This window comes from Streptomyces sp. NPDC085927, from assembly GCF_044540975.1.
In the GTDB taxonomy this organism is placed as follows: Bacteria; Actinomycetota; Actinomycetes; order Streptomycetales; family Streptomycetaceae; genus Streptomyces; species Streptomyces hirsutus.
Genome location: NZ_JBITSN010000004.1, coordinates 303,313 through 319,918, shown reverse-complemented (window position 1 = coordinate 319,918; position 16,606 = coordinate 303,313). Strand labels below are relative to the sequence as shown.

16 protein-coding genes and 3 pseudogenes are annotated in these 16,606 nt (G+C 72.8%); 5 read left to right on the top strand and 14 right to left on the bottom strand.

Annotated features, from left to right (window positions below; all coding sequences use genetic code 11):
- Positions 1 to 4: 4 nt before the first annotated feature.
- The 11 genes and pseudogenes from ACIF80_RS13365 to lnt form a co-directional block, all read right to left on the bottom strand.
- On the bottom strand, positions 5 to 1,018 hold the full coding sequence (locus tag ACIF80_RS13365; RefSeq protein ID WP_399803319.1) for a serine/threonine-protein kinase: 1,014 nt from the start codon (positions 1,016 to 1,018) through the stop codon (positions 5 to 7).
- Positions 1,015 to 2,898 (bottom strand): ABC transporter ATP-binding protein, encoded by a 1,884-nt coding sequence (locus ACIF80_RS13360; RefSeq protein ID WP_399803316.1) that lies wholly within the window; start codon positions 2,896 to 2,898, stop codon positions 1,015 to 1,017. Before ACIF80_RS13360 ends, ACIF80_RS13365 begins: the two co-directional genes overlap by 4 nt.
- A 75-nt stretch (positions 2,899 to 2,973) precedes the next feature.
- Positions 2,974 to 3,108: a hypothetical protein gene (locus ACIF80_RS13355; RefSeq protein WP_399803314.1), complete on the bottom strand. Its 135-nt coding sequence runs from the start codon at positions 3,106 to 3,108 to the stop codon at positions 2,974 to 2,976.
- A gap of 159 nt (positions 3,109 to 3,267) precedes the next feature.
- Positions 3,268 to 3,393, bottom strand: coding sequence for a hypothetical protein (locus tag ACIF80_RS13350; protein WP_399803311.1), 126 nt, complete (start codon positions 3,391 to 3,393; stop codon positions 3,268 to 3,270).
- Positions 3,394 to 3,572: 179 nt separating this feature from the next.
- A pseudogene (locus ACIF80_RS13345) lies at positions 3,573 to 3,929 on the bottom strand (leucine zipper domain-containing protein); the annotation flags it as partial.
- 214 nt (positions 3,930 to 4,143) lie between these two features.
- A complete protein-coding gene (locus tag ACIF80_RS13340; RefSeq protein ID WP_399803308.1) occupies positions 4,144 to 4,701 on the bottom strand; it encodes a DoxX family protein in 558 nt (185 codons plus the stop codon).
- A gap of 180 nt (positions 4,702 to 4,881) precedes the next feature.
- Positions 4,882 to 5,634: a helix-turn-helix transcriptional regulator gene (locus ACIF80_RS13335; protein WP_399803305.1), complete on the bottom strand. Its 753-nt coding sequence runs from the start codon at positions 5,632 to 5,634 to the stop codon at positions 4,882 to 4,884.
- Positions 5,635 to 5,837: 203 nt separating this feature from the next.
- Positions 5,838 to 5,990: pseudogene (locus ACIF80_RS13330) on the bottom strand (IS5/IS1182 family transposase); the annotation flags it as partial.
- Positions 5,963 to 6,334, bottom strand: a pseudogene (locus tag ACIF80_RS13325) (SDR family NAD(P)-dependent oxidoreductase); the annotation flags it as partial. The pseudogenes ACIF80_RS13330 and ACIF80_RS13325, both read right to left, overlap by 28 nt.
- A 54-nt stretch (positions 6,335 to 6,388) precedes the next feature.
- Positions 6,389 to 6,868: an NUDIX hydrolase gene (locus tag ACIF80_RS13320; RefSeq protein ID WP_399803302.1), complete on the bottom strand. Its 480-nt coding sequence runs from the start codon at positions 6,866 to 6,868 to the stop codon at positions 6,389 to 6,391.
- 75 nt (positions 6,869 to 6,943) lie between these two features.
- A complete protein-coding gene (gene lnt, locus ACIF80_RS13315) occupies positions 6,944 to 8,548 on the bottom strand; it encodes an apolipoprotein N-acyltransferase (protein WP_399803299.1) in 1,605 nt (534 codons plus the stop codon).
- Positions 8,549 to 8,816: 268 nt separating this feature from the next.
- Between lnt and ACIF80_RS13310 the strand changes: the two genes are divergently transcribed.
- Complete coding sequence (locus ACIF80_RS13310) at positions 8,817 to 9,875, top strand: O-antigen ligase family protein (RefSeq protein WP_399803296.1); 1,059 nt, start codon at positions 8,817 to 8,819, stop codon at positions 9,873 to 9,875.
- 46 nt (positions 9,876 to 9,921) lie between these two features.
- On the opposite strand, the gene ACIF80_RS13305 is transcribed toward ACIF80_RS13310, so the two are convergent.
- Positions 9,922 to 10,467 (bottom strand): hypothetical protein, encoded by a 546-nt coding sequence (locus ACIF80_RS13305; RefSeq protein WP_399803295.1) that lies wholly within the window; start codon positions 10,465 to 10,467, stop codon positions 9,922 to 9,924.
- A 115-nt stretch (positions 10,468 to 10,582) separates the two neighbouring features.
- Positions 10,583 to 11,368: a glutamate racemase gene (locus tag ACIF80_RS13300; protein WP_399803292.1), complete on the bottom strand. Its 786-nt coding sequence runs from the start codon at positions 11,366 to 11,368 to the stop codon at positions 10,583 to 10,585.
- A 57-nt stretch (positions 11,369 to 11,425) separates the two neighbouring features.
- Here ACIF80_RS13300 and ACIF80_RS13295 point away from each other — a divergent pair, with 57 nt between their 5' ends.
- A complete protein-coding gene (locus ACIF80_RS13295; protein ID WP_399803290.1) occupies positions 11,426 to 12,601 on the top strand; it encodes a glycosyltransferase in 1,176 nt (391 codons plus the stop codon).
- 67 nt (positions 12,602 to 12,668) lie between these two features.
- On the opposite strand, the gene ACIF80_RS13290 is transcribed toward ACIF80_RS13295, so the two are convergent.
- Complete coding sequence (locus ACIF80_RS13290; RefSeq protein ID WP_399803287.1) at positions 12,669 to 13,955, bottom strand: TerD family protein; 1,287 nt, start codon at positions 13,953 to 13,955, stop codon at positions 12,669 to 12,671.
- Positions 13,956 to 14,246: 291 nt separating this feature from the next.
- On the opposite strand from ACIF80_RS13290, the gene ACIF80_RS13285 reads away from it, so the two are divergent.
- From ACIF80_RS13285 to ACIF80_RS13275, 3 genes are all read left to right on the top strand, one after another.
- Positions 14,247 to 14,678 carry a DUF6643 family protein gene (locus tag ACIF80_RS13285; RefSeq protein WP_399803284.1) on the top strand — a complete coding sequence of 144 codons (432 nt, stop codon included), beginning with the start codon at positions 14,247 to 14,249 and terminating at the stop codon, positions 14,676 to 14,678.
- 118 nt (positions 14,679 to 14,796) lie between these two features.
- Positions 14,797 to 15,627, top strand: a complete 831-nt coding sequence (locus ACIF80_RS13280; protein WP_399803282.1) for an MOSC domain-containing protein — start codon at positions 14,797 to 14,799, stop codon at positions 15,625 to 15,627.
- 273 nt (positions 15,628 to 15,900) lie between these two features.
- Complete coding sequence (locus ACIF80_RS13275) at positions 15,901 to 16,506, top strand: hypothetical protein (protein ID WP_399803279.1); 606 nt, start codon at positions 15,901 to 15,903, stop codon at positions 16,504 to 16,506.
- The last annotated feature ends 100 nt before the right edge of the window (positions 16,507 to 16,606 follow it).

Below are 16,606 nucleotides of genomic sequence, written 5' to 3'. Positions count from 1 at the left end.
ATTCCTAATACGTAGCATCATCGCGGAGGGATTGTCCGAGGGTCGGCTCGGGCGCCGGTGGTTCCACATCCCTGCGGTGGAAGGGCAGCAGCGCGTCGAACGCCGCGGCGAGGGAATCGATCCTCGGCCGGGCGGCGGGGTCCGGTTCCAGGCACGCGTCGATCGCGGTGGCGAGCGCACGCGGCAGGCGGCGCCGGGTGCCCACGGGCGCGGCCCTGCCCTCCAGCTGCGGGTACCGGTGCTGTCGGCTGCAGGTGTCGCCGAGGCTCGCGGACGCCGACAGGGCGCAGGAGTCACCGGCCGCCTCTCCGTCCGTCGTGGTGGAGGTGACCTCGGGGAACGGGAGGTCACCGGTGGCGGCCTCGTACAGGGTGATGCCCACCCCCCACGCATCCGCGGCGGCGGACAGGCTGCCGCCGCGTGCCTGCTCGGGGGCGAGGTAGCAGCGGGTGCCGATACCTGCGGGCGCGGGCCCCGGCGGGCGGGCGACGCTGAGGTCGAGGAGTTTGGCGCGCCGGCAGTCGATGATCACGTTCGAGGACTTCACGTCCAGGTGCAGCAGGCCCCGGCCGTGCAGGTAGTGCAGTGCGGAGCACAGGTGCAGGCCCAGGAAGGCCACGTCGTGGGCGGCGAGCCGGTGCCGCAGGCGGCCGATGAGGTGGGTGACGGTCTCGCCGGTCAGTGTCTCCAGGACGACGAGGGGCTCGGGCATCTCGACGGTCTCGTACGCGCGGACCAGATGCGGGTGGCTGAACTCCTGCAGCCAGCGGCCCTCGCACAGGAGCCGTTCGCGCAGCCGTGGTTCGTGCCGGCGGTCCGGACGCAGCGTCTTCACCAGGCAGCGGCAGTCCCTCTCGTAGCTCCAGGCGTCGTACACGTCGAGCCATCCGGTCCTGGTCAGATGGGCCAGGACCTCGTAGCCGGCGATTGGGGTCGCCCCCGGCGGCAGGGGCGGGGCCGGAGGGGCGGTCCGGTGTCGGGGGACCACTCGCGGCGAGGGAAGGTTCGGACGGCTCATGGGAAGGCCTTGATCGCGGAAGCCGTGGCAGCGGGGTCCGCAGGGGCGTGGAACCGGTGCAGTCGGGCATAGGTCTCGCCGCTCAGCAGCAGGTCGTGGTGGGCGCCCTGCTCGACGACCCGGCCGTGGTCCAGCACCAGGATCCGGGTGGCGTCGCGGACAGTGAGCAGGTTGTGGGAGATGACGATCGTGGTGTGTCCGGCCATCAGCCGGCGCAGTGGCTCCATGACACGTTGGCCCGACTCGGCGTCCAGGCCGGTGGTCGGCTCGTCCAGGATGAGCACGGGCGCATCGCGGATCATGGCCCGGGCGATCGCCAGGCGCTGGCGCTGACCTCCGGACAGCAGCCTGCCGCGCTGGCCCACGACGGTGTCGTAACCCTCCGGCAGAGCGGTGACGAAGTCGTGCGCGTCCGCGGCGCGGGCCGCCGCGACGACCTCCCGCTCACTGGCGTCCGGACGGCCGTAGAGGATGTTCTCGCGCACGGTGCCGTGCAGGACGAGCGTCTCCTGGAGCACCACGGCCACGTTGTCACGGACGTCGGCGAGCCGCAGGGTCCTCAGGTCCGCGCCGTCCAGCCGGACGGCGCCGTGCTCGGGGTCGTAGAAGCGCAGCAGGAGTTTGGCGACGGTGGACTTCCCCGCGCCACTGGGCCCGACCAGCGCCAAGCTCTGCCCGGGCTCCACACGCAACGACACGTCGCACAGCGCGGCCCGGTCGGTCCCCGGATAGGTGAAGCCGACACCATCGAACTCCACCTGCCCGCGGGCGCGCCCGAGCCGGACGGGAGAGGGGGCCTCATTCACCTGCGGGCGCTGGTCGAGCAGCTCGACGATCCGCTCCGCGGCGGCGGAGGCCGCGTAGAAGGTGCTGGTCAGCTGGGACATACCCCGGATCGGGCTGTAGAGCTTGCTCAGCAGGGCCAGGAAGACCAGCAGCTCGCCCAGGGTGAGACGGCCGCGGGCCAGTTGCCAGGTGCCCAGGCCCATCACCAGGAGGGCCCCGCTCAGCTCGACGAGGTCGACCAGCGGCCCGAAGACGGCACGGATCCTGGTCGAGGCCATGGTGGCGCGGTACCGTCCGAGGATCTCGCGCTGGAACCTGCCCTGCTCCCACTCCTGGCGGTTGTATGCCTGTACCAGGGCGATGTTGCCCAGCGCCTCCTCGGCGACCGCGCTGACCGAACCGCTGCGCCGGCGGCGCTCCCGGGAAGCGGCCTTCACCAGCCGGGAGAAGTACCGGGCCGCGCACCAGAACAGCGGCACGATGACGAGGGCGAACAGCGTCAGGTCCCAGCTCAGGTAGAAGAGCATGCCCAGGAAGATGCCCAGCCGCATCACGTACCACAGCGCCTGGGCCACGCCCGAGAGCAGGAACGTCTCGACCGCGTCGACGTCACCGGTGACCCGGGCCAGCACATCACCGAGCCGGCGCCGTTCGAAGAACCCGAGGGAGAGACGCTGCACGTGCCGGAAGACGTCCGCCCGCAGCGCGAGCAGGAATCGCTCACCGACCCAGGTGGAGGTCACGTCGTCGGCGAACGACACGATGCCCGAAGCGAAGCTGAGCCCGACATAGGCCAGGGCGATCGGCAGGAACGGGCTGAGATCGCGCTGGACGAGCACCTCGTCCACCACCACCTTGAACAGCCATATCTCGGCCGCGTCGATGGCGGGGCCGACGACACAGAACGCCACGAGCGGCAGCAGCCACCTCCGCCCGCCGCGCGTGTACGGCCAGAACCGCCGGAAGATCTGTCGCACCGGCAGTGCCGGCGCGGCAGCGACGACCTGTTCGCCCTCCGGCTCGGCGACAGAGAGCAACCGCCGCAGCGCCGCGACCGGGGCGGCGCTGCGGACGGCGTGACGGCGAAGGTTCACGGAACCGCGACTTACCAGACGTCGTCCCCCGGCGACCGGGAGATCATGTCCGCCGGCCGCCGAGGGGCACCGGTGTCACTTGTGCATGCCGGTGCTGGAGGTACGACGACGGTGTTTGCGGTTGTGGGACGTCCTTCCCTTCCCGGTGGTCGTGGTCCTCTTGCCCTTGGAGTGCCTCTTGGCGGGTGCCAGGTGACTGAAGAGCGACATGATCTTTCCTTTCATCTCGCACAGTTCACTAGGACATACGTGCGATCTCCCTTATGGGATGGCGGTTCGGCAAGTTTTTTCGCGCACGGGGTCCTCTTCAGCGCTCACGGGCGACCTGCGCCGGCACGTCGTATCCGGCGAACGTGAACATGCGGGCCCCTACGGTGAGGGGGGCAGGTCGCTCGCGAGACGGTGCATGCCGACGCCGAACCCGGCGTCCGGCGCCGACAGCCGTTCCCTCACGAAACCGCGCTTCTCATGCCAGTCGCAGATCTTCGGGAACACGTCCGGCTGCTTACGATGCCGGGTCCACACGAGCGTTCCGCCGGTGGCACACAGCTGGGTGCAGAAGCCGACAGTGCGCTCGATGTCCTCGTCGGAGATGTTGCCGACCGTTCCCCAAGGCCGCCGAGCACCTCATAATGCCGCCCAGCACGACCTGCCGACCTTCACCTCCTTCCGCTGCGAGACCTCAACGCCAGCCGGTTCAGGTCGTGTCGGGCCAGGATGCGGTGCACCGTCGAGCTGGGCAGGCCCAGGATCGGCCCGAGGCGGGCCGGGCCCAGCCTGCGCTCCCGCCGCAGGCGGCAGACCCGGCTCTCCACCGCCGCCGGGGTCCGGTGCGGCGTCCTGCGGGGCCGGCCGGAGTGGTCGTGCGGCCCCGCCCCGCCCTCCGCTCGCCAGCGGCGGATCCGCTGGTGAGCGGTGGCGCGCGAGATACCCGTCTCGGCCGCGACATGCGCAACCGGCCGGCCAGAGCTGACACGCGTGACGAGCAGTCGCCTCCCGTGAACGGTCAGCCGGGCATTGGGGTGGGACACGAAGACCTCCGTGCGGTGAAGACTCGACACCTCCACCACACCGGAGGTCTTCGCCATGATCAGGCCCGGCCAGTGTCAACAACGCTCGCGATCAATACAGGCGCAGTGTCCCGGTGGCCTGCTCATCAGCGGAAACGGCATGGCCGAGCACAGGAGCGCCTGGCGCGCGGCCCTCGACGACGCGCAGCGGGAGCCACGGGTGGGCGCTTTGTGCCTACAGGATGAGCGTGATCGCGGCGGCAATGCCGCCCAGGCCGAGGGCGAAAGCTGCCTCTTTCCAGCCGCCCTTGCCCCAGCGGAATGGGCGGTCGGCAGCCAGCCGGCCCGGACCGATGGCAGTGACGGCCAGCGCGACGACAGCAATACAGACGCTGTATTCCACGCCGCCGTCCGTCTCCCACAGGCCGTGGGCGCCGGTGACCGTAGCCATCGCATTGATCATGACGCCGATCAGGGCGGCAGCCGCCAGCGGCGTCAGCAGGCCGAGGGCCAGACCGAGGCCACCGAGCAACTCGGACATACCCCCGATCACGGCGAAGAGCTCTCCCGGGTGGTAGCCCAGGGCCGCGAACCCCTTGCCGGTCGCCGTCAGGCCCTGGCCTCCGAAGAGTCCGAAGACTTTCTGAGCCCCATGTGCGGCCATCAGCAGGCCGAAAGTCAGCCTGATGAGCAGCAGGCCGAAGTCGGCGGCGGTCGTCATGGGCGCGGTGGTGCGATGCGCCACCGGTTTCGTGGAAGAAACAGGAGGGTTCAGGATGAGTTTGGTCAACATGGCAATGCTCCGGTTGGAACGCCAGAACGGGCGTTTCCCCCAGCTCGACCGAACGTCGAGCACCGGTGATGGATGAGTCCCGCGTGGTGTCGCGGGCGAGCCCCCTCCTCGTCCGGCCCTTTCGCTGCGGGCAGCGTTGATCCGGGCGGTGGCCCGCGAGGCCAGGCGGCCGGTGTCGCGTCAGTGGTCCTGGAGCATCTGGTCATCGCGATCGGTGCTGTTCGGGCCCAGTCGCACGCAGCATTCGCCGGGCTCGGGGGCCAGGACGGCCTGGACCCCGTTGACCTGCAGGCCGGTGAGGTAGCCGCTGAGGAAGGCCTGGTTCATGCCGCACACCAGGTCGGGGGCCTTCGCGGCCAGCGGATGGAACGGGCAGTTGCGCAGCCGGAGCTGGGTCGGGCCTTCCCGGACGGGCTCGTAGCCGTACCTGTCCAGCAGCCGCTCGCAGGCGGTCAGTCCCCGCTCGGGGCCCAGGCGCCCTGGACGGATTTCCTCCCGCGCGGCTTCGCCCATCTGCCGGCCGCGCTGTTCGGCGGTCCGCACCGCCGCCTGCGCAGCGTTTTCGTCGGCCGCCTCGGTCAGGACGGCGTCCAGGAGAAGGTCCGCCAGGAGTTCGTGGCGCCGGTCGGGGATGCTCACGGTGATCTGGGCGTCGGTGGGCTCGTACACCTTCGGCCGTCTGCCGACCTTGCGCATCCCACCGGGCGTCTCGTACCGGGCGCGCAGCAGGCCTGCGTCGACGAGCTTGTCGAGGTGGAAGGCCGCGAGCTTACGGGATATGCCGACGCTGGCGGCGGCCTCGTCGCGGGTGACGGCGCGGCCCGCGCGGCGGATGAAGGTGAACATGCGCCGCCGTGAGTCCTCGCTCAGGACGCTGACGGAGTCGATGGCGCTGCCGGCCGCGCCGGCCTGCGCTGTCCGATCGGAAGCCACAAGACCACGGTAACTCTCATCTGCGTGGGCACAAGTGTTTTTGTAGCCCTGTGGCCTGTGTGTCTTGACGCCTTCCCTTAATAAGACCAAGGTTCATTGGTGAAAATAGAGGTTGTCCCCCAACTGGTGTGCCCCTTGGTGCGTTGCCCCGTTATGGGTGAGGGGTGTGGACGAGGTCGGGGGCGGTACGAACTCGTCGCCCATCCAGCGAGGGCGAGGTCGTGCAGGCGTGCGATGCCGAGCAGCGCGTGGTGGACGCCGTCGCCGTTGAGGCGGCAATCGCGCAGGCTCTTCCAGCACTTCATCCGGGCGAAGGTGTCCCCGACGCGGGCGCGAACCCGCTTGTGAGAGCGGTTGTTCTGAAGACGGCGGGCGGGAAGTCCTCGATGGGGCGGACCAGTTGCAGCCCGGCGTTGTTGACCAGTACGTCCGTGCCCGCGGCGGCGAGTTCGGCGGCGTCCAGGTCCATGAGGTCGAGCACATGCGGCTCGATGCCGCCGCCGAGGTCCCGGGCCTGCTCGGCCAGCGCCTCCAGACCGGCGGCGTCCCGGTCGACGGCTCTCACCTTGGCGCCGGCGGCCGCGAGCCGCAGCGCGCAGGCGCGGCCGATGCCGCCGGCGGCGCCGGTGACGAGGGCGGTACGGCCACCGAGGTCGAGCAGGGGGGCCAGAGGGGTGGAGAGGGCGTGGGGCGCGGTCATGTCCCGACCCTGGGCAGCGCCCCTACCCCGCCCCATGTGGTCGCCCCCCACAGTTCAGCCAGAAGTAGTGGGGTCGAACCATGTGGGTGAGTCAGCCATGGCTTGCTTGATGCGGAAGCGCCCGAACTCGTTCAGCTCCGGCAGCGCGTCCACGGCGAACCAGGCGACGTCCAGTGATTCGTCGTCGTTGACCCGGGCCTCACCGCCGACGGCACGGCAGCGGAAGGTGATGTCCATGTACTGGCAGATGTCGCCATTGCCGTACGTCACCGGGTTCAGCGCCTGGACCAGCACGACCCGCTCGACGACGCAGCGCACCGCGGTCTCCTCCTCGACCTCGCGCACCGCGCAGGCCGCGGGCTGTTCCCCCGGGTCGGGAATGCCGCCGAGCACCGACCACTTGCGGGTGTCGGACCGGCGGTTCAGCAGCACTCTGCCCTCGTCGTCGAAGACGACGGCGGTGACTCCGGGAAGCCAGAGCAACTGGTGACCGGCGGAGGCGCGCAGGGTGCTGATGAAATCAGGAGTAGCCATGCCCCCGACCTTAACGGGCAGGTCGGGCCGCCCCACGGCGCTTCAGGGGGCGTGCGTCCTCCGTACGACCGCGCGTCACCGGCGCGCCCGCCCGCGCACACCGGCGCCGACGGCCCGTCCCAGGCCGCCCGCGGCGACCAGGACGAGGCCGATCTCGGGGAGGACGCCGAGGCGGGTGGCGGGGGTCCGGGAGGAGCGCAGCGGCACCTCCTGCACCAGGGAGTCGGCGACGAACATGCCGGTCTTCCGGCTGACCGTCCCGTCCGGCATGATGATCGCACTGACACCGCTGGTCACCGGGACGGTGACGGTGCGGCTGTGCTCGACGGCGCGGACCCTGGACATGGCGAGCTGCTGGTGGGTCATCTCGCTGCGGCCGAAGGTCGCGTTGTTGCTGGGTACGGAGATCAGCTGGGCGCCGTCGGTGACCGTGTCGCGCACCGCCCAGTCGAAGGCCGCCTCGTAGCAGGTGACGAGTCCCACCCCGGTGCCGGCCATGGTGAACACGCCGGGTTCGGTGCCCCTGCTGAAGTCCTGGCGGACCATCGACGTCCACTCGTCGTTGATCGCCCCGACCAGGGAGCGCAGCGGGAGGTACTCGCCGAAGGGCTGGATCTGCCGCTTGTCGTAGGTGTCGACGGGGCCCTTCGCAGGGTCCCAGAGGACCTGCTCGTTGAGCAGCTTGCCGTCCTTGCTTACCACGGCGCCGACCGAGACCGGGGCTCCGATCGCCCGGGCCGCGCGGTCGATGACGGCACGCGCGTCGGCGTTGGTGAAGGGGTCGATGTCGGAGGAGTTCTCCGGCCACAGCACGATGTCGGGCCGTTCGGCCCTGCCCGCGTCGACGGCGGCGGCCAGGCGCTCCGTCTCGCGCGCGTGGTAGTCGAGGACGGCACGCCGCTGGGAGTTGAAGTCGAGCCCCAGCCGCGGCACGTTGCCCTGGACGACCGCGACGGTCGCCGTGCCGTCCTCGGCCGTGTCGTTCACCAGCGGCCGGGCGGCGACCGCGGCCACGAGGGGCGCCGCCACGCTCAGGGCGCCGACGGCCGCCGCGACGCGCCGCACGGTCCCGGTGCGGCGGGCGTCCAGGGACACGCGTGCGATCTCGTACAGGCCGAAGCCGCACAGGACGACCGCGAAGCCGAGCACGGGGGTGCCGCCCAGTGCGGCGAGCGGCAGGAACACGCCGTCCGCCTGTCCGAACGCGACCTTGCCCCAGGGGAAACCGCTGAACGGCACCCGCGCGCGTGCCGCCTCCCCCGCCGTCCAGAGCGCGGCGGCCCACACCGGCCATCCGGGCAGCTTCGAGACCGCGGCGACGCCCGCGCCGACCAGCGCGACGAAGACCGCCTCGATCGCGGCGAGGGCGATCCACGGGCCGGGGCCGACCTCCACACCGGTCCACACCAGCAGCGGCAGCAGGAAGCCCAGGCCGAAGAGATAGCCGAGGCCGAGCCCCGCCTTCCAGCTCCGCCCGCGCAGCAGCAGGCCGAAGACGGCGAAGGCGGGCAGTGCCAGCCACCACAGGGTGCGCGGCGGGAAGCTGACGTAGAGGAGCAGTCCGGAGAGTGCTGCCGCTACGGCCGGAACGAGGCGCAGGAGCCACCGGCGCCACGCGCTGGGCGCGGCCTGCGGGGGCATCGGGTCCGACTCGCCGACGGAGGTTGCGGTGACGGTCACTCGGCGAGTCTACGGCGGCCGGGCCGGGCACCGACCGTGCCGGCCGGGCGGGCGGGCGGCCGCGGAGAGGGCGGGCCGCGGGCGGAGGCGGTGTCCCCGGACCTGGCCCGTCACAACCCGTTCCCGCACATCCCCAAACCGCCCACCAGCCGTTACCGTGTGCCGGTGCCTCTGTCGTGCCGGCCCGTCGCGGTGCCGGCGGCCGGGGTCCGTCACAGGTCGGGGGCGACGCGGTGCGGGGTGCGGGGTGGGTTCCACGGGGACGGTTGTGGCCGGTCCGGATGCGGACGGCGGAAGACGGAGCGGTCTGGACACGGCGGGCATCGTGGTGCTCGGGGCGTGCGCGGCCTGGTCGCTGATCACGGCGGCGGCCGGGGACGGCCGGCCCGAGGGGGTGCTGCTCGCGGTGCTGGCCGTGGCCGCGGGATATGCCGCGGGCCGGATCGGCGGGGCACTCCTGCCGGTGGCCGCACCGTGCGCCGGGGCCCTGGCCGGCCTCGGCCTGGTGGTGGCCGTGCCGCGGCTGGCGCCGGGACCGCAGATCACGACGCCTCTGGGCCACGCCGGGGCGCTCGCCGCCGTGCTGGCTCTGTCGGCCGGTGCCGCCTGCTGCGCGGCCTGGGCGGCCTCGTCACCGGTGCTGCGGTTCGCGCTGCGTCTGCTGGCCGCCGGGATCGCGGTGGCCGCGGCCGTCCTGGGGTCGGCCGCCGGGTGCGTCGCCGGGGTCGTCGTACTGCTGTGTTCCCTCGCCGCCGGCCGGGTGCGACGCCGTGGGCCGGCCGTCGCCGCGCTGGCGGCGGCCGTCGCCGGGGTGACGGGACTGACCTGGGCGGTCGCCGGGAACGCCGTACCGGCCGGGCTCACCGACGCGCTGGAGGGCCGGCTGACCCCGCACCGTGTGGAACTGTGGCGCGACGCGCTCGGGATGGTGCGTCACGACGCGGGGCTGGGAGTGGGGCCGGGGCGCTTCGGGGAGCTGAGCACCGCGACCGGCCGGACCGTGCTGTCCGACGGCAGGCCCCACTCCGCCCCGTTTCAGCTGGCGGCCGAACAGGGTGTCGTCGGGGTGGCCCTGCTGGCGTTGGCCTTCGGCTGGGTGCTGTGCGCGCTGTGGCGCAGTCCGCGGGCCACGCCCGTGGTGCTCTCGGCGGGTGTGGCGCTGACGGCCGTCGCGGCGGTCGCCGCGGTGGGCAACGCGCTGAGCTTCACCGCGGTATCGGTGGGGGCGGGCCTGCTCGCGGGACTCGCGACGGCCCGTCCGCTCACATCCGGTGCACCGGAACGGCCGGCGGACACTCCCGTCCGCGGGGCCCGGCGCACACCGTGACCGCTCCCTGCGCGGCGGCTCAGCATGCCGGGTCCGGCGCGGTCGCTCAGCCCGCCGGGTCCGGCCGGTGCGGGTGGAGACGGTCGCGGATGGCGGTCACCGCCGCCTCCGCGTCGTCCACGGTGATCGTGAAGGTGTGTCCGTCCCACAGGCTCAGGGCGATGCCCTCGCCACGGCGCACGACGACCGCGGTGCCCTTCTCGGGCCTCCAGCGGTAGCCCCAGCCGCCCCAGTGCCGCGGAGTGACGTTCGGGACGAACTCGGCTCCGGCGACGTGCGACAGCGGGATGCGGCGGCGCGGCACTCCGATGTGGCCGCAGCGCACTTCCAGGTGGTCCTCGTCGACCCGCAGGGCGACGTGCACGAAGGCGAGCGTGCCGAACAGGACCAGCAGCCCGGCCGCGATGCACCCGACGACGGCCATGACCAGCGGCGCGATGCCGCTCGACCAGGCCGAGTCGACGGCCAGCACGATGCCGAGCGCCATGCAGGCGGCACCGATCAGCGCCAGCAGCCACTGCATCCGGTTGGTCGCGCGACCGGTCCAGACGTCGGGGTACGGGGTCTGGGCGCCGTGGGGGTGGTCCCTCATGCCTTCGAGGTTACTCACGTTTCGCTCCGCGGGTCCCGCGGTGCCCGGCTCCACTGCGCCGACCGGGGTGCGAAGGGCCGGGGCGCGGAGGGCCGGGGCGCGGAGGGCCGGGGGCTCACACCGCGGGGGTGACCTGCTGGAGGAGCCGGCCCTCCGCGTAGGTGAGGGCGGGCGGGGGCAGCGCGCCCTCGCGTCCGCTCAGCAGCACGGTGAGGGTGCCGGTCGCCGGGGCCTCGGGGGCCGGTCGCTCACCGAGGCGGCGCATGACCTGGGCGGCGACCGCTCCGGCGGAGCCGTGCAGGACGAGCGGCGGCAGGCCGGGGCGCTGCACGGCGGCCCGGATGCGTTCGGCGACCAGTTCGTAGTGGGTGCAGCCCAGGACAACGGCCGTCACATCGTCCGGGGTGAGTTCGGCGGCGGCGTCGACGGCGGCGGCGATCGCGCCCTCGTCCGCGCGTTCCACGGCCTCCGCGAGCCCCCAGCACGGCACCTCGGTGACGTCGACGCCACCGGCGAAGTCCTGGATCAGGTTCCGCTGGTACGGGCTGCCGGTCGTGGCCGGGGTCGCCCAGATCGCCAGCGGTCCGCCCCCGGCCGCCGCCGGCTTGATCGCCGGGACGGTGCCGACGACGGGCAGGGCCGGTTCGAGGCGGGCGCGCAGGGCGGTGAGCGCGTGCACGGTCGCGGTGTTGCAGCCGACGATCAGGGCGTCGGGGCGGCGCGCGGCAGCCGCTTCGGCGACGGCGAGGGCACGGGCGGTGAGGTCCTGCGGGGTCCTGGGTCCCCAGGGCATGCCGTCGGGGTCGAGGGAGAGGACGAGATCGGCGTCGGGGCGGAGGCGCCGTACCGCTGCGGTGGCCGCCAGCAGGCCGATTCCGGAGTCCATGAGCGCGATCTTCACCCGGTCACGATAGTCGATGGGCCGTGTCCGGCCGCTCGTCCGGGGCAGAATGCGCACGTGAGCGCCCTTGTGTGGACCGCCGTCGCCTCCCTCGCCTCCTGGCTGTGGCTGCTGCTCGGCCAGGGCTTCTTCTGGCGTACGGACGTCCGGCTTCCGCCCCTTCGGGAGCCGGAGCCGTGGCCGTCGGTGTGCGTGGTCGTTCCCGCACGGGACGAGGCGGCGGTGCTGCCTGTGAGCCTGCCGGCGCTGCTCGCCCAGGACTATCCCGGGCGGGCGGAGGTCTTCCTCGTCGACGACGGCAGTACGGACGGCACCGGGCGGCTCGCGCGGGAGCTGGCGGACCGGCACGGCGGACTGCCCCTGACCGTGGATTCGCCCGGCGAGCCGCCGGCCGGCTGGACCGGCAAGCTCTGGGCGTTGCGGCACGGCATCGGCCTGGCCCGCGCGCGTGCGCCCGAGTACCTGCTGCTCACGGACGCCGACATCGCGCACGCGCCCGACAGCCTGCGCCGGCTGGTCGCGGCGGCCCGCACCGGCGGGTTCGACGTCGTCTCGCAGATGGCGCGGCTGCGCGTGGAGAGCGTCTGGGAGCGGATGGTCGTACCGGCGTTCGTGTACTTCTTCGCGCAGTTGTATCCGTTCCGCCGGATCGGGCGGGGCGGGTCGCGGACGGCCGCGGCGGCCGGGGGCTGTGTGCTGCTGCGCGCGGAGGCGGCCGAGCGGGCGCGGATCCCGGACGCCATCCGGCAGGCCGTCATCGACGACGTGGCGCTCGCTCGGGCGGTCAAGGCCGGCGGCGGACGGGTCTGGCTGGGGCTGGCGGACGGAGTGGACAGTGTGCGCCCGTACCCGCGGCTGGCCGACCTGTGGCGCATGGTGTCGCGCAGCGCGTACGCGCAGCTGCGGCACAGCCCGGTACTGCTGGCGGGTACGGTCGCGGGTCTCGCGCTGGTGTATCTGGTGCCGCCGGTGGCCGTGGTCGCGGGACCGGCGGCGGGGAGCACGCCGGCCGCGGCCGCCGGTGCGGCGGCCTGGCTGGTGATGACGGGGACGTACGTTCCGATGCTGCGTTACTACCGGCAGCCGCTGTGGCTCGCTCCCCTGCTGCCGTTCACCGCGTTCCTGTACCTCCTGATGACGGTCGACTCGGCGGTGCGGCACTACCGGGGGCGGGGGGCGGCCTGGAAGGGCCGCACCTACACGCGTCCGGGTGCCGTGCCCGACGAGGGCTGAACCGGGGGCCCGTCGGGCGTCATGACGAGGGGGACCATGCGCTGCCGGAGCCGCCCGGGGCCGGGGGTCACTTGCGGCCGGGGGTCCAGTTCATGCCCCAGCCGTAGGCGCGGTCGACGGTGCGCTGCGGGCTGACGCCCCGGTCGGGCACCAGGTAGCGGGCCTCGCGCTGGACGACGAGGTCGTCGCCGGTGTTGGTGATGAGGGCGAGGGCGCACACCGTGGAGGGAACGCCGCACTCGTCGAGCGAGAAGTCGACCGGGGCGCCGTGCTGCGGCTGGAGGGTGACCGTGGCGTGCAGGTCGGCGAAGGAGCGGGCGCCCTCGTAGATGGTGACGAAGACGAGGATGCGGCGGAAGTACTGCTTGTGGTCGAGGCTGACGGTGAGGTTCTCGCCGGAGTCCACGGCGCCGGTGCGGTCGTCGCCGTCGAGGTGGATGAAGGGGGGCCGCTGCAGTGACCCGTACGCGTTCCCGAGGGCCTGGACGACTCCCTTGCTGCCGTCGCTGAGTTCGAACAGGGCGCACAGGTCGAGGTCGAGGTCGGAGTGCATGGCGACCGGGCGGCCCAGCTTGCCCGCCCAGCCGGAGAACTGCTTGCGCACCTGCCAGTTGAGGTTCACCCGCAGCGCGCCCGAGGTTCCGCCCTGTTTGGTCAGCGAGACGGAGGGAGCGGCCTTGGTGAGTGTCACCTTGGTGAGCCGGACCTGCGACGCGGTGGGAGGTGCGGCCGACGGGGGCGGGGCGGCCGGCCGGGCCGCCGGGGGCGGTGGGGTGACCGGGGGTGCCGGGGCGGCCGGCGGAGCCGTCGCCGGGGCGGCGGGAGCGGTGTGCTGCGGCTCGTCCACGGTGATGCCGTAGTCGGTGGCCAGGCCCTCGAGTCCGCTGCTGTAGCCCTGTCCGACGGCGCGGAACTTCCAGGCGCCCTGGCGGCGGTAGAACTCGCCGAGCACGAAGGCGCTCTCGCTGGTCGCGCCCGCGCTGTCGAAGCGGGCCGCGACGGTGCCCTGTACGGCGTCCTTGACCTCGATGTACAGGCCCGGGATCCGGCCGAAGGTGCCGCCGTCGGAGGAGGCCGCGAGGATCACCGTCTCGATGCCGGGCTCCACGCGCGCGAGGTCGACGAGGACGGTGTCGGTGACCTGCCCGCCGGCGTTCCGCTTGCCCTCGTACCGGACGGCTCCGGAGGAGTGGGCGGGCTGGTTGTAGAAGACGAAGTCGCCGTCGGAGCGGACCTTCCCGCCGGCCAGCAGGAGCGCGGAGGCGTCCGCGTCGGGGACCCCGGGGCCGGTGCGCCACCCCAGCTCCACCCGGAGTGCCGTGGTCGGCACCGGCGTGTTCGATCCCTTCGACATTGACATGTCCGCCCCCATCACGTGTCACCTCGCCGGGCGAGGCCCGGCATGCGTCGTGCTCCGTCCGCACAACCTAATACCCGCGCGCGGGAACTCCCATGGGGCATGCGCGGAGAGGCCGATCACCTCGGGTAACCCCACCGGAACTCGGCTTTTACCAGATGGTCACCAGGGCGTACAGCCGTTTCATCCAACTTCGCCCGAATTAGCTATCCCAGGGCACGTCGGGCACGGAAAACAACCCTCTTATCGGTCTCCCCAACCAGCACATCGTGGGCTTAACTTATGGCCATGACCTCCCCCCGCTCCACTTATGGCGGCGGCTACTACTCCGCCTCCTTCCCGGACACCCCGATCTACGACTCCCTCGTGGCCGAGCGGGGCACCCCGCAGATCGCCCCGATCCGGGTCCCCTCCGCCTACGACGTGCCGGCCAGTCATCTGCCCGCGCTTCCCTCGGCGTTGCCCGCGCTCCCCGCGGCCCCCTCCCAGCCCGTCTACGGCTATCCGCAGGCGCAGCAGCCGGCCCCGCTCCAGCAGGCGCACGCGCCGTACATTCCGCAGCAGGCCACCACGCCGCGCGGTTACCCCGGACCCCAGCCGCAGCAGCCGCGTCCGGCCGCTCCCGGTGCGGGTTACGAGGCCATGCGCCCCGCGGCCCCGCGCCCGACGCCGGCTCCGTACCAGGACCCGTACAACAACCAGCAGTACCGCGGGTACTGAGCAGTACCCCGGCACTCGCCGGGTACTGAGCCGTTCGAGGCAGTGAGCCCCGGGCCCTGAGCCGTCCCGCGGGCCGCGGACCCCCGGAGCCGTCGTCGCCGGCTGGCACGATGGCTCCATGGGGAACGCGCTGCTGCACTCGATCCACGTACATCCGGTCAAGGCCTTCCGGAGCCTGCCTCTCCGGGAGGTCGTCGTGGAGCCCTGGGGACCGACCGGAGACCGGCGCTGGATGCTGATCGACGATGGGGGAAGGGTCGTCACACAACGCAGGCATCCGCGCCTGGCACTGGCCGCTGCCGAGCTGTTGCCCGGCGGCGGTCTACGGCTGTCCGCACCCGGCAGGGGCCCGGCGACGGTGCCCGTGCCCGCGCCGGACGGCCGCACCGAGCGGGTGGAGATCTTCCGCGACAGGATCGACGTGGTGCCGGCCGAGGGCGGCGCCGTGCACGCCTGGTGCAGCGCCTTCCTCGGCACCGACGTACGTCTGGTGCACCTGGACGACCCCGCCACGCGCCGGCCGGTCGATCCCGAGTTCGCGCTGCCGGGTGAGACGGTCAGCCTCGCCGACGGCTATCCCCTGCTGCTCACCACGACCGCGTCCCTCGACGCCCTCAACACCCTGGTCGCCGGGGGCGATCACGCGGACGAAGGGCCCCTGCCCATGAACCGCTTCCGGCCGAACCTGGTCGTCGAGGGCACCACCGCCTGGGCCGAGGACACCTGGTCGCGCATCATGGTCGGCGAGGTCGCCTTCCGTGTCGCCAAGCCCAGCGGACGGTGTGTGGTGACGACCACCGACCAGCGCACCGCCGAGCGCGGCCGAGAACCCCTGCATTCGCTCGGCAGGCACCGCAGGTTCGGCGGCCGGCTGGTGTTCGGGCAGAACCTGGTGCCGCTCGCGCCCGGTACGGTCCGGGTCGGCGATCCGGTCACGGTCCTCGCCTGACGGACGCGGTGCAGACCCGCCGGACGGACCCGCCGTGGTCCCCTCCCGGCGGGTTCCGTGGACCGCCTCGCCCGGCCGACGCCGTGTCAGTCCTCCTCCGTCCCCGCCCGATTTCCCGGGCGTGTGCGGGAACCGCGTCCCGGGCCCGCCCGTTGGCCTTTCCGGGGAGCCGACGAGAGGGCTTCGGGGGTGACGTCCCTCTCTCTTCGGCGGATTCTCGGGGGAACGGCTCCACCGCCGGGTTATCACGGATGGGGGAAGGGGGTGCGGCCGGTGCGGGTGATCAGCGGGCTCTGGCGCTGGCGGCACAATCCGCTGTGCCGCCCGACCGACCTGGCCGAGGGCCTGCTGGCGCTCGTGGCGCTGCTGCTCGTTCTCGTCGCCGCTCCGCTCGTCGGCGCCCTCGTCGGGAGTGCCGCCGAGGACGCCCTTCAGCGTTCCGTGCGCGAACAGCACGAGGCGCGGCACCAGGTGCGGGCCACGGTGGTGCGGGTCCTCGGGTCCGCCCGTCCGGAGATCGACCCGGAGGGTTCGTCCGGCCAGGCCCTGCGCACCCGGGTCATGGCCCGCTGGACCGCCCCGGACGGCACCGGGCACCGGCGCCCGCTCCTGGTGCGCCTGAAGGACCCGCGGCCGGGCGGGCACTTCCCCCTGTGGACCGACCAGGGGGGCCGCACGACGGCCCCCCCGCTGGACACCGCGACGGCGACGACACACGCCGTGCTCGCGGGCTTCGGCGCGGCCCTGCTCACGGCGGCCCTGGTCGAGGGCGCGAGACGGCTGATGGTCCGGCGCATGGTCCGGCACCGGTACGCCGTCCTGGACCGGGCATGGGACAAAGCGGGCCCCGACTGGGGCAGGACCGGCACCGGAAGCTGACCGCCTTCCGCCTCTGGTCAATCCGGCAGCCGTGCGCACGCTACGGTGGTCCGGCCGAAGGAATCGACGACGAACCCGCGTACGACAAGGTGGGGGCACA

Bases quoted from the DNA above. Each gene is read 5' to 3' on its own strand.
- ACIF80_RS13280 (WP_399803282.1), top strand. From the start codon at position 14,797: ATGGGGAACGCGCTGCTGCACTCGATCCACGTACATCCGGTCAAGGCC.
- ACIF80_RS13365 (WP_399803319.1), bottom strand. From the start codon at position 1,018: ATGAGCCGTCCGAACCTTCCCTCGCCGCGAGTGGTCCCCCGACACCGG.
- ACIF80_RS13290 (WP_399803287.1), bottom strand. From the start codon at position 13,955: ATGTCGAAGGGATCGAACACGCCGGTGCCGACCACGGCACTCCGGGTG.
- ACIF80_RS13305 (WP_399803295.1), bottom strand. From the start codon at position 10,467: ATGAGGGACCACCCCCACGGCGCCCAGACCCCGTACCCCGACGTCTGG.
- ACIF80_RS13320 (WP_399803302.1), bottom strand. From the start codon at position 6,868: ATGGCTACTCCTGATTTCATCAGCACCCTGCGCGCCTCCGCCGGTCAC.
- ACIF80_RS13285 (WP_399803284.1), top strand. From the start codon at position 14,247: ATGACCTCCCCCCGCTCCACTTATGGCGGCGGCTACTACTCCGCCTCC.
- ACIF80_RS13355 (WP_399803314.1), bottom strand. From the start codon at position 3,108: ATGTCGCTCTTCAGTCACCTGGCACCCGCCAAGAGGCACTCCAAGGGC.
- ACIF80_RS13340 (WP_399803308.1), bottom strand. From the start codon at position 4,701: ATGTTGACCAAACTCATCCTGAACCCTCCTGTTTCTTCCACGAAACCG.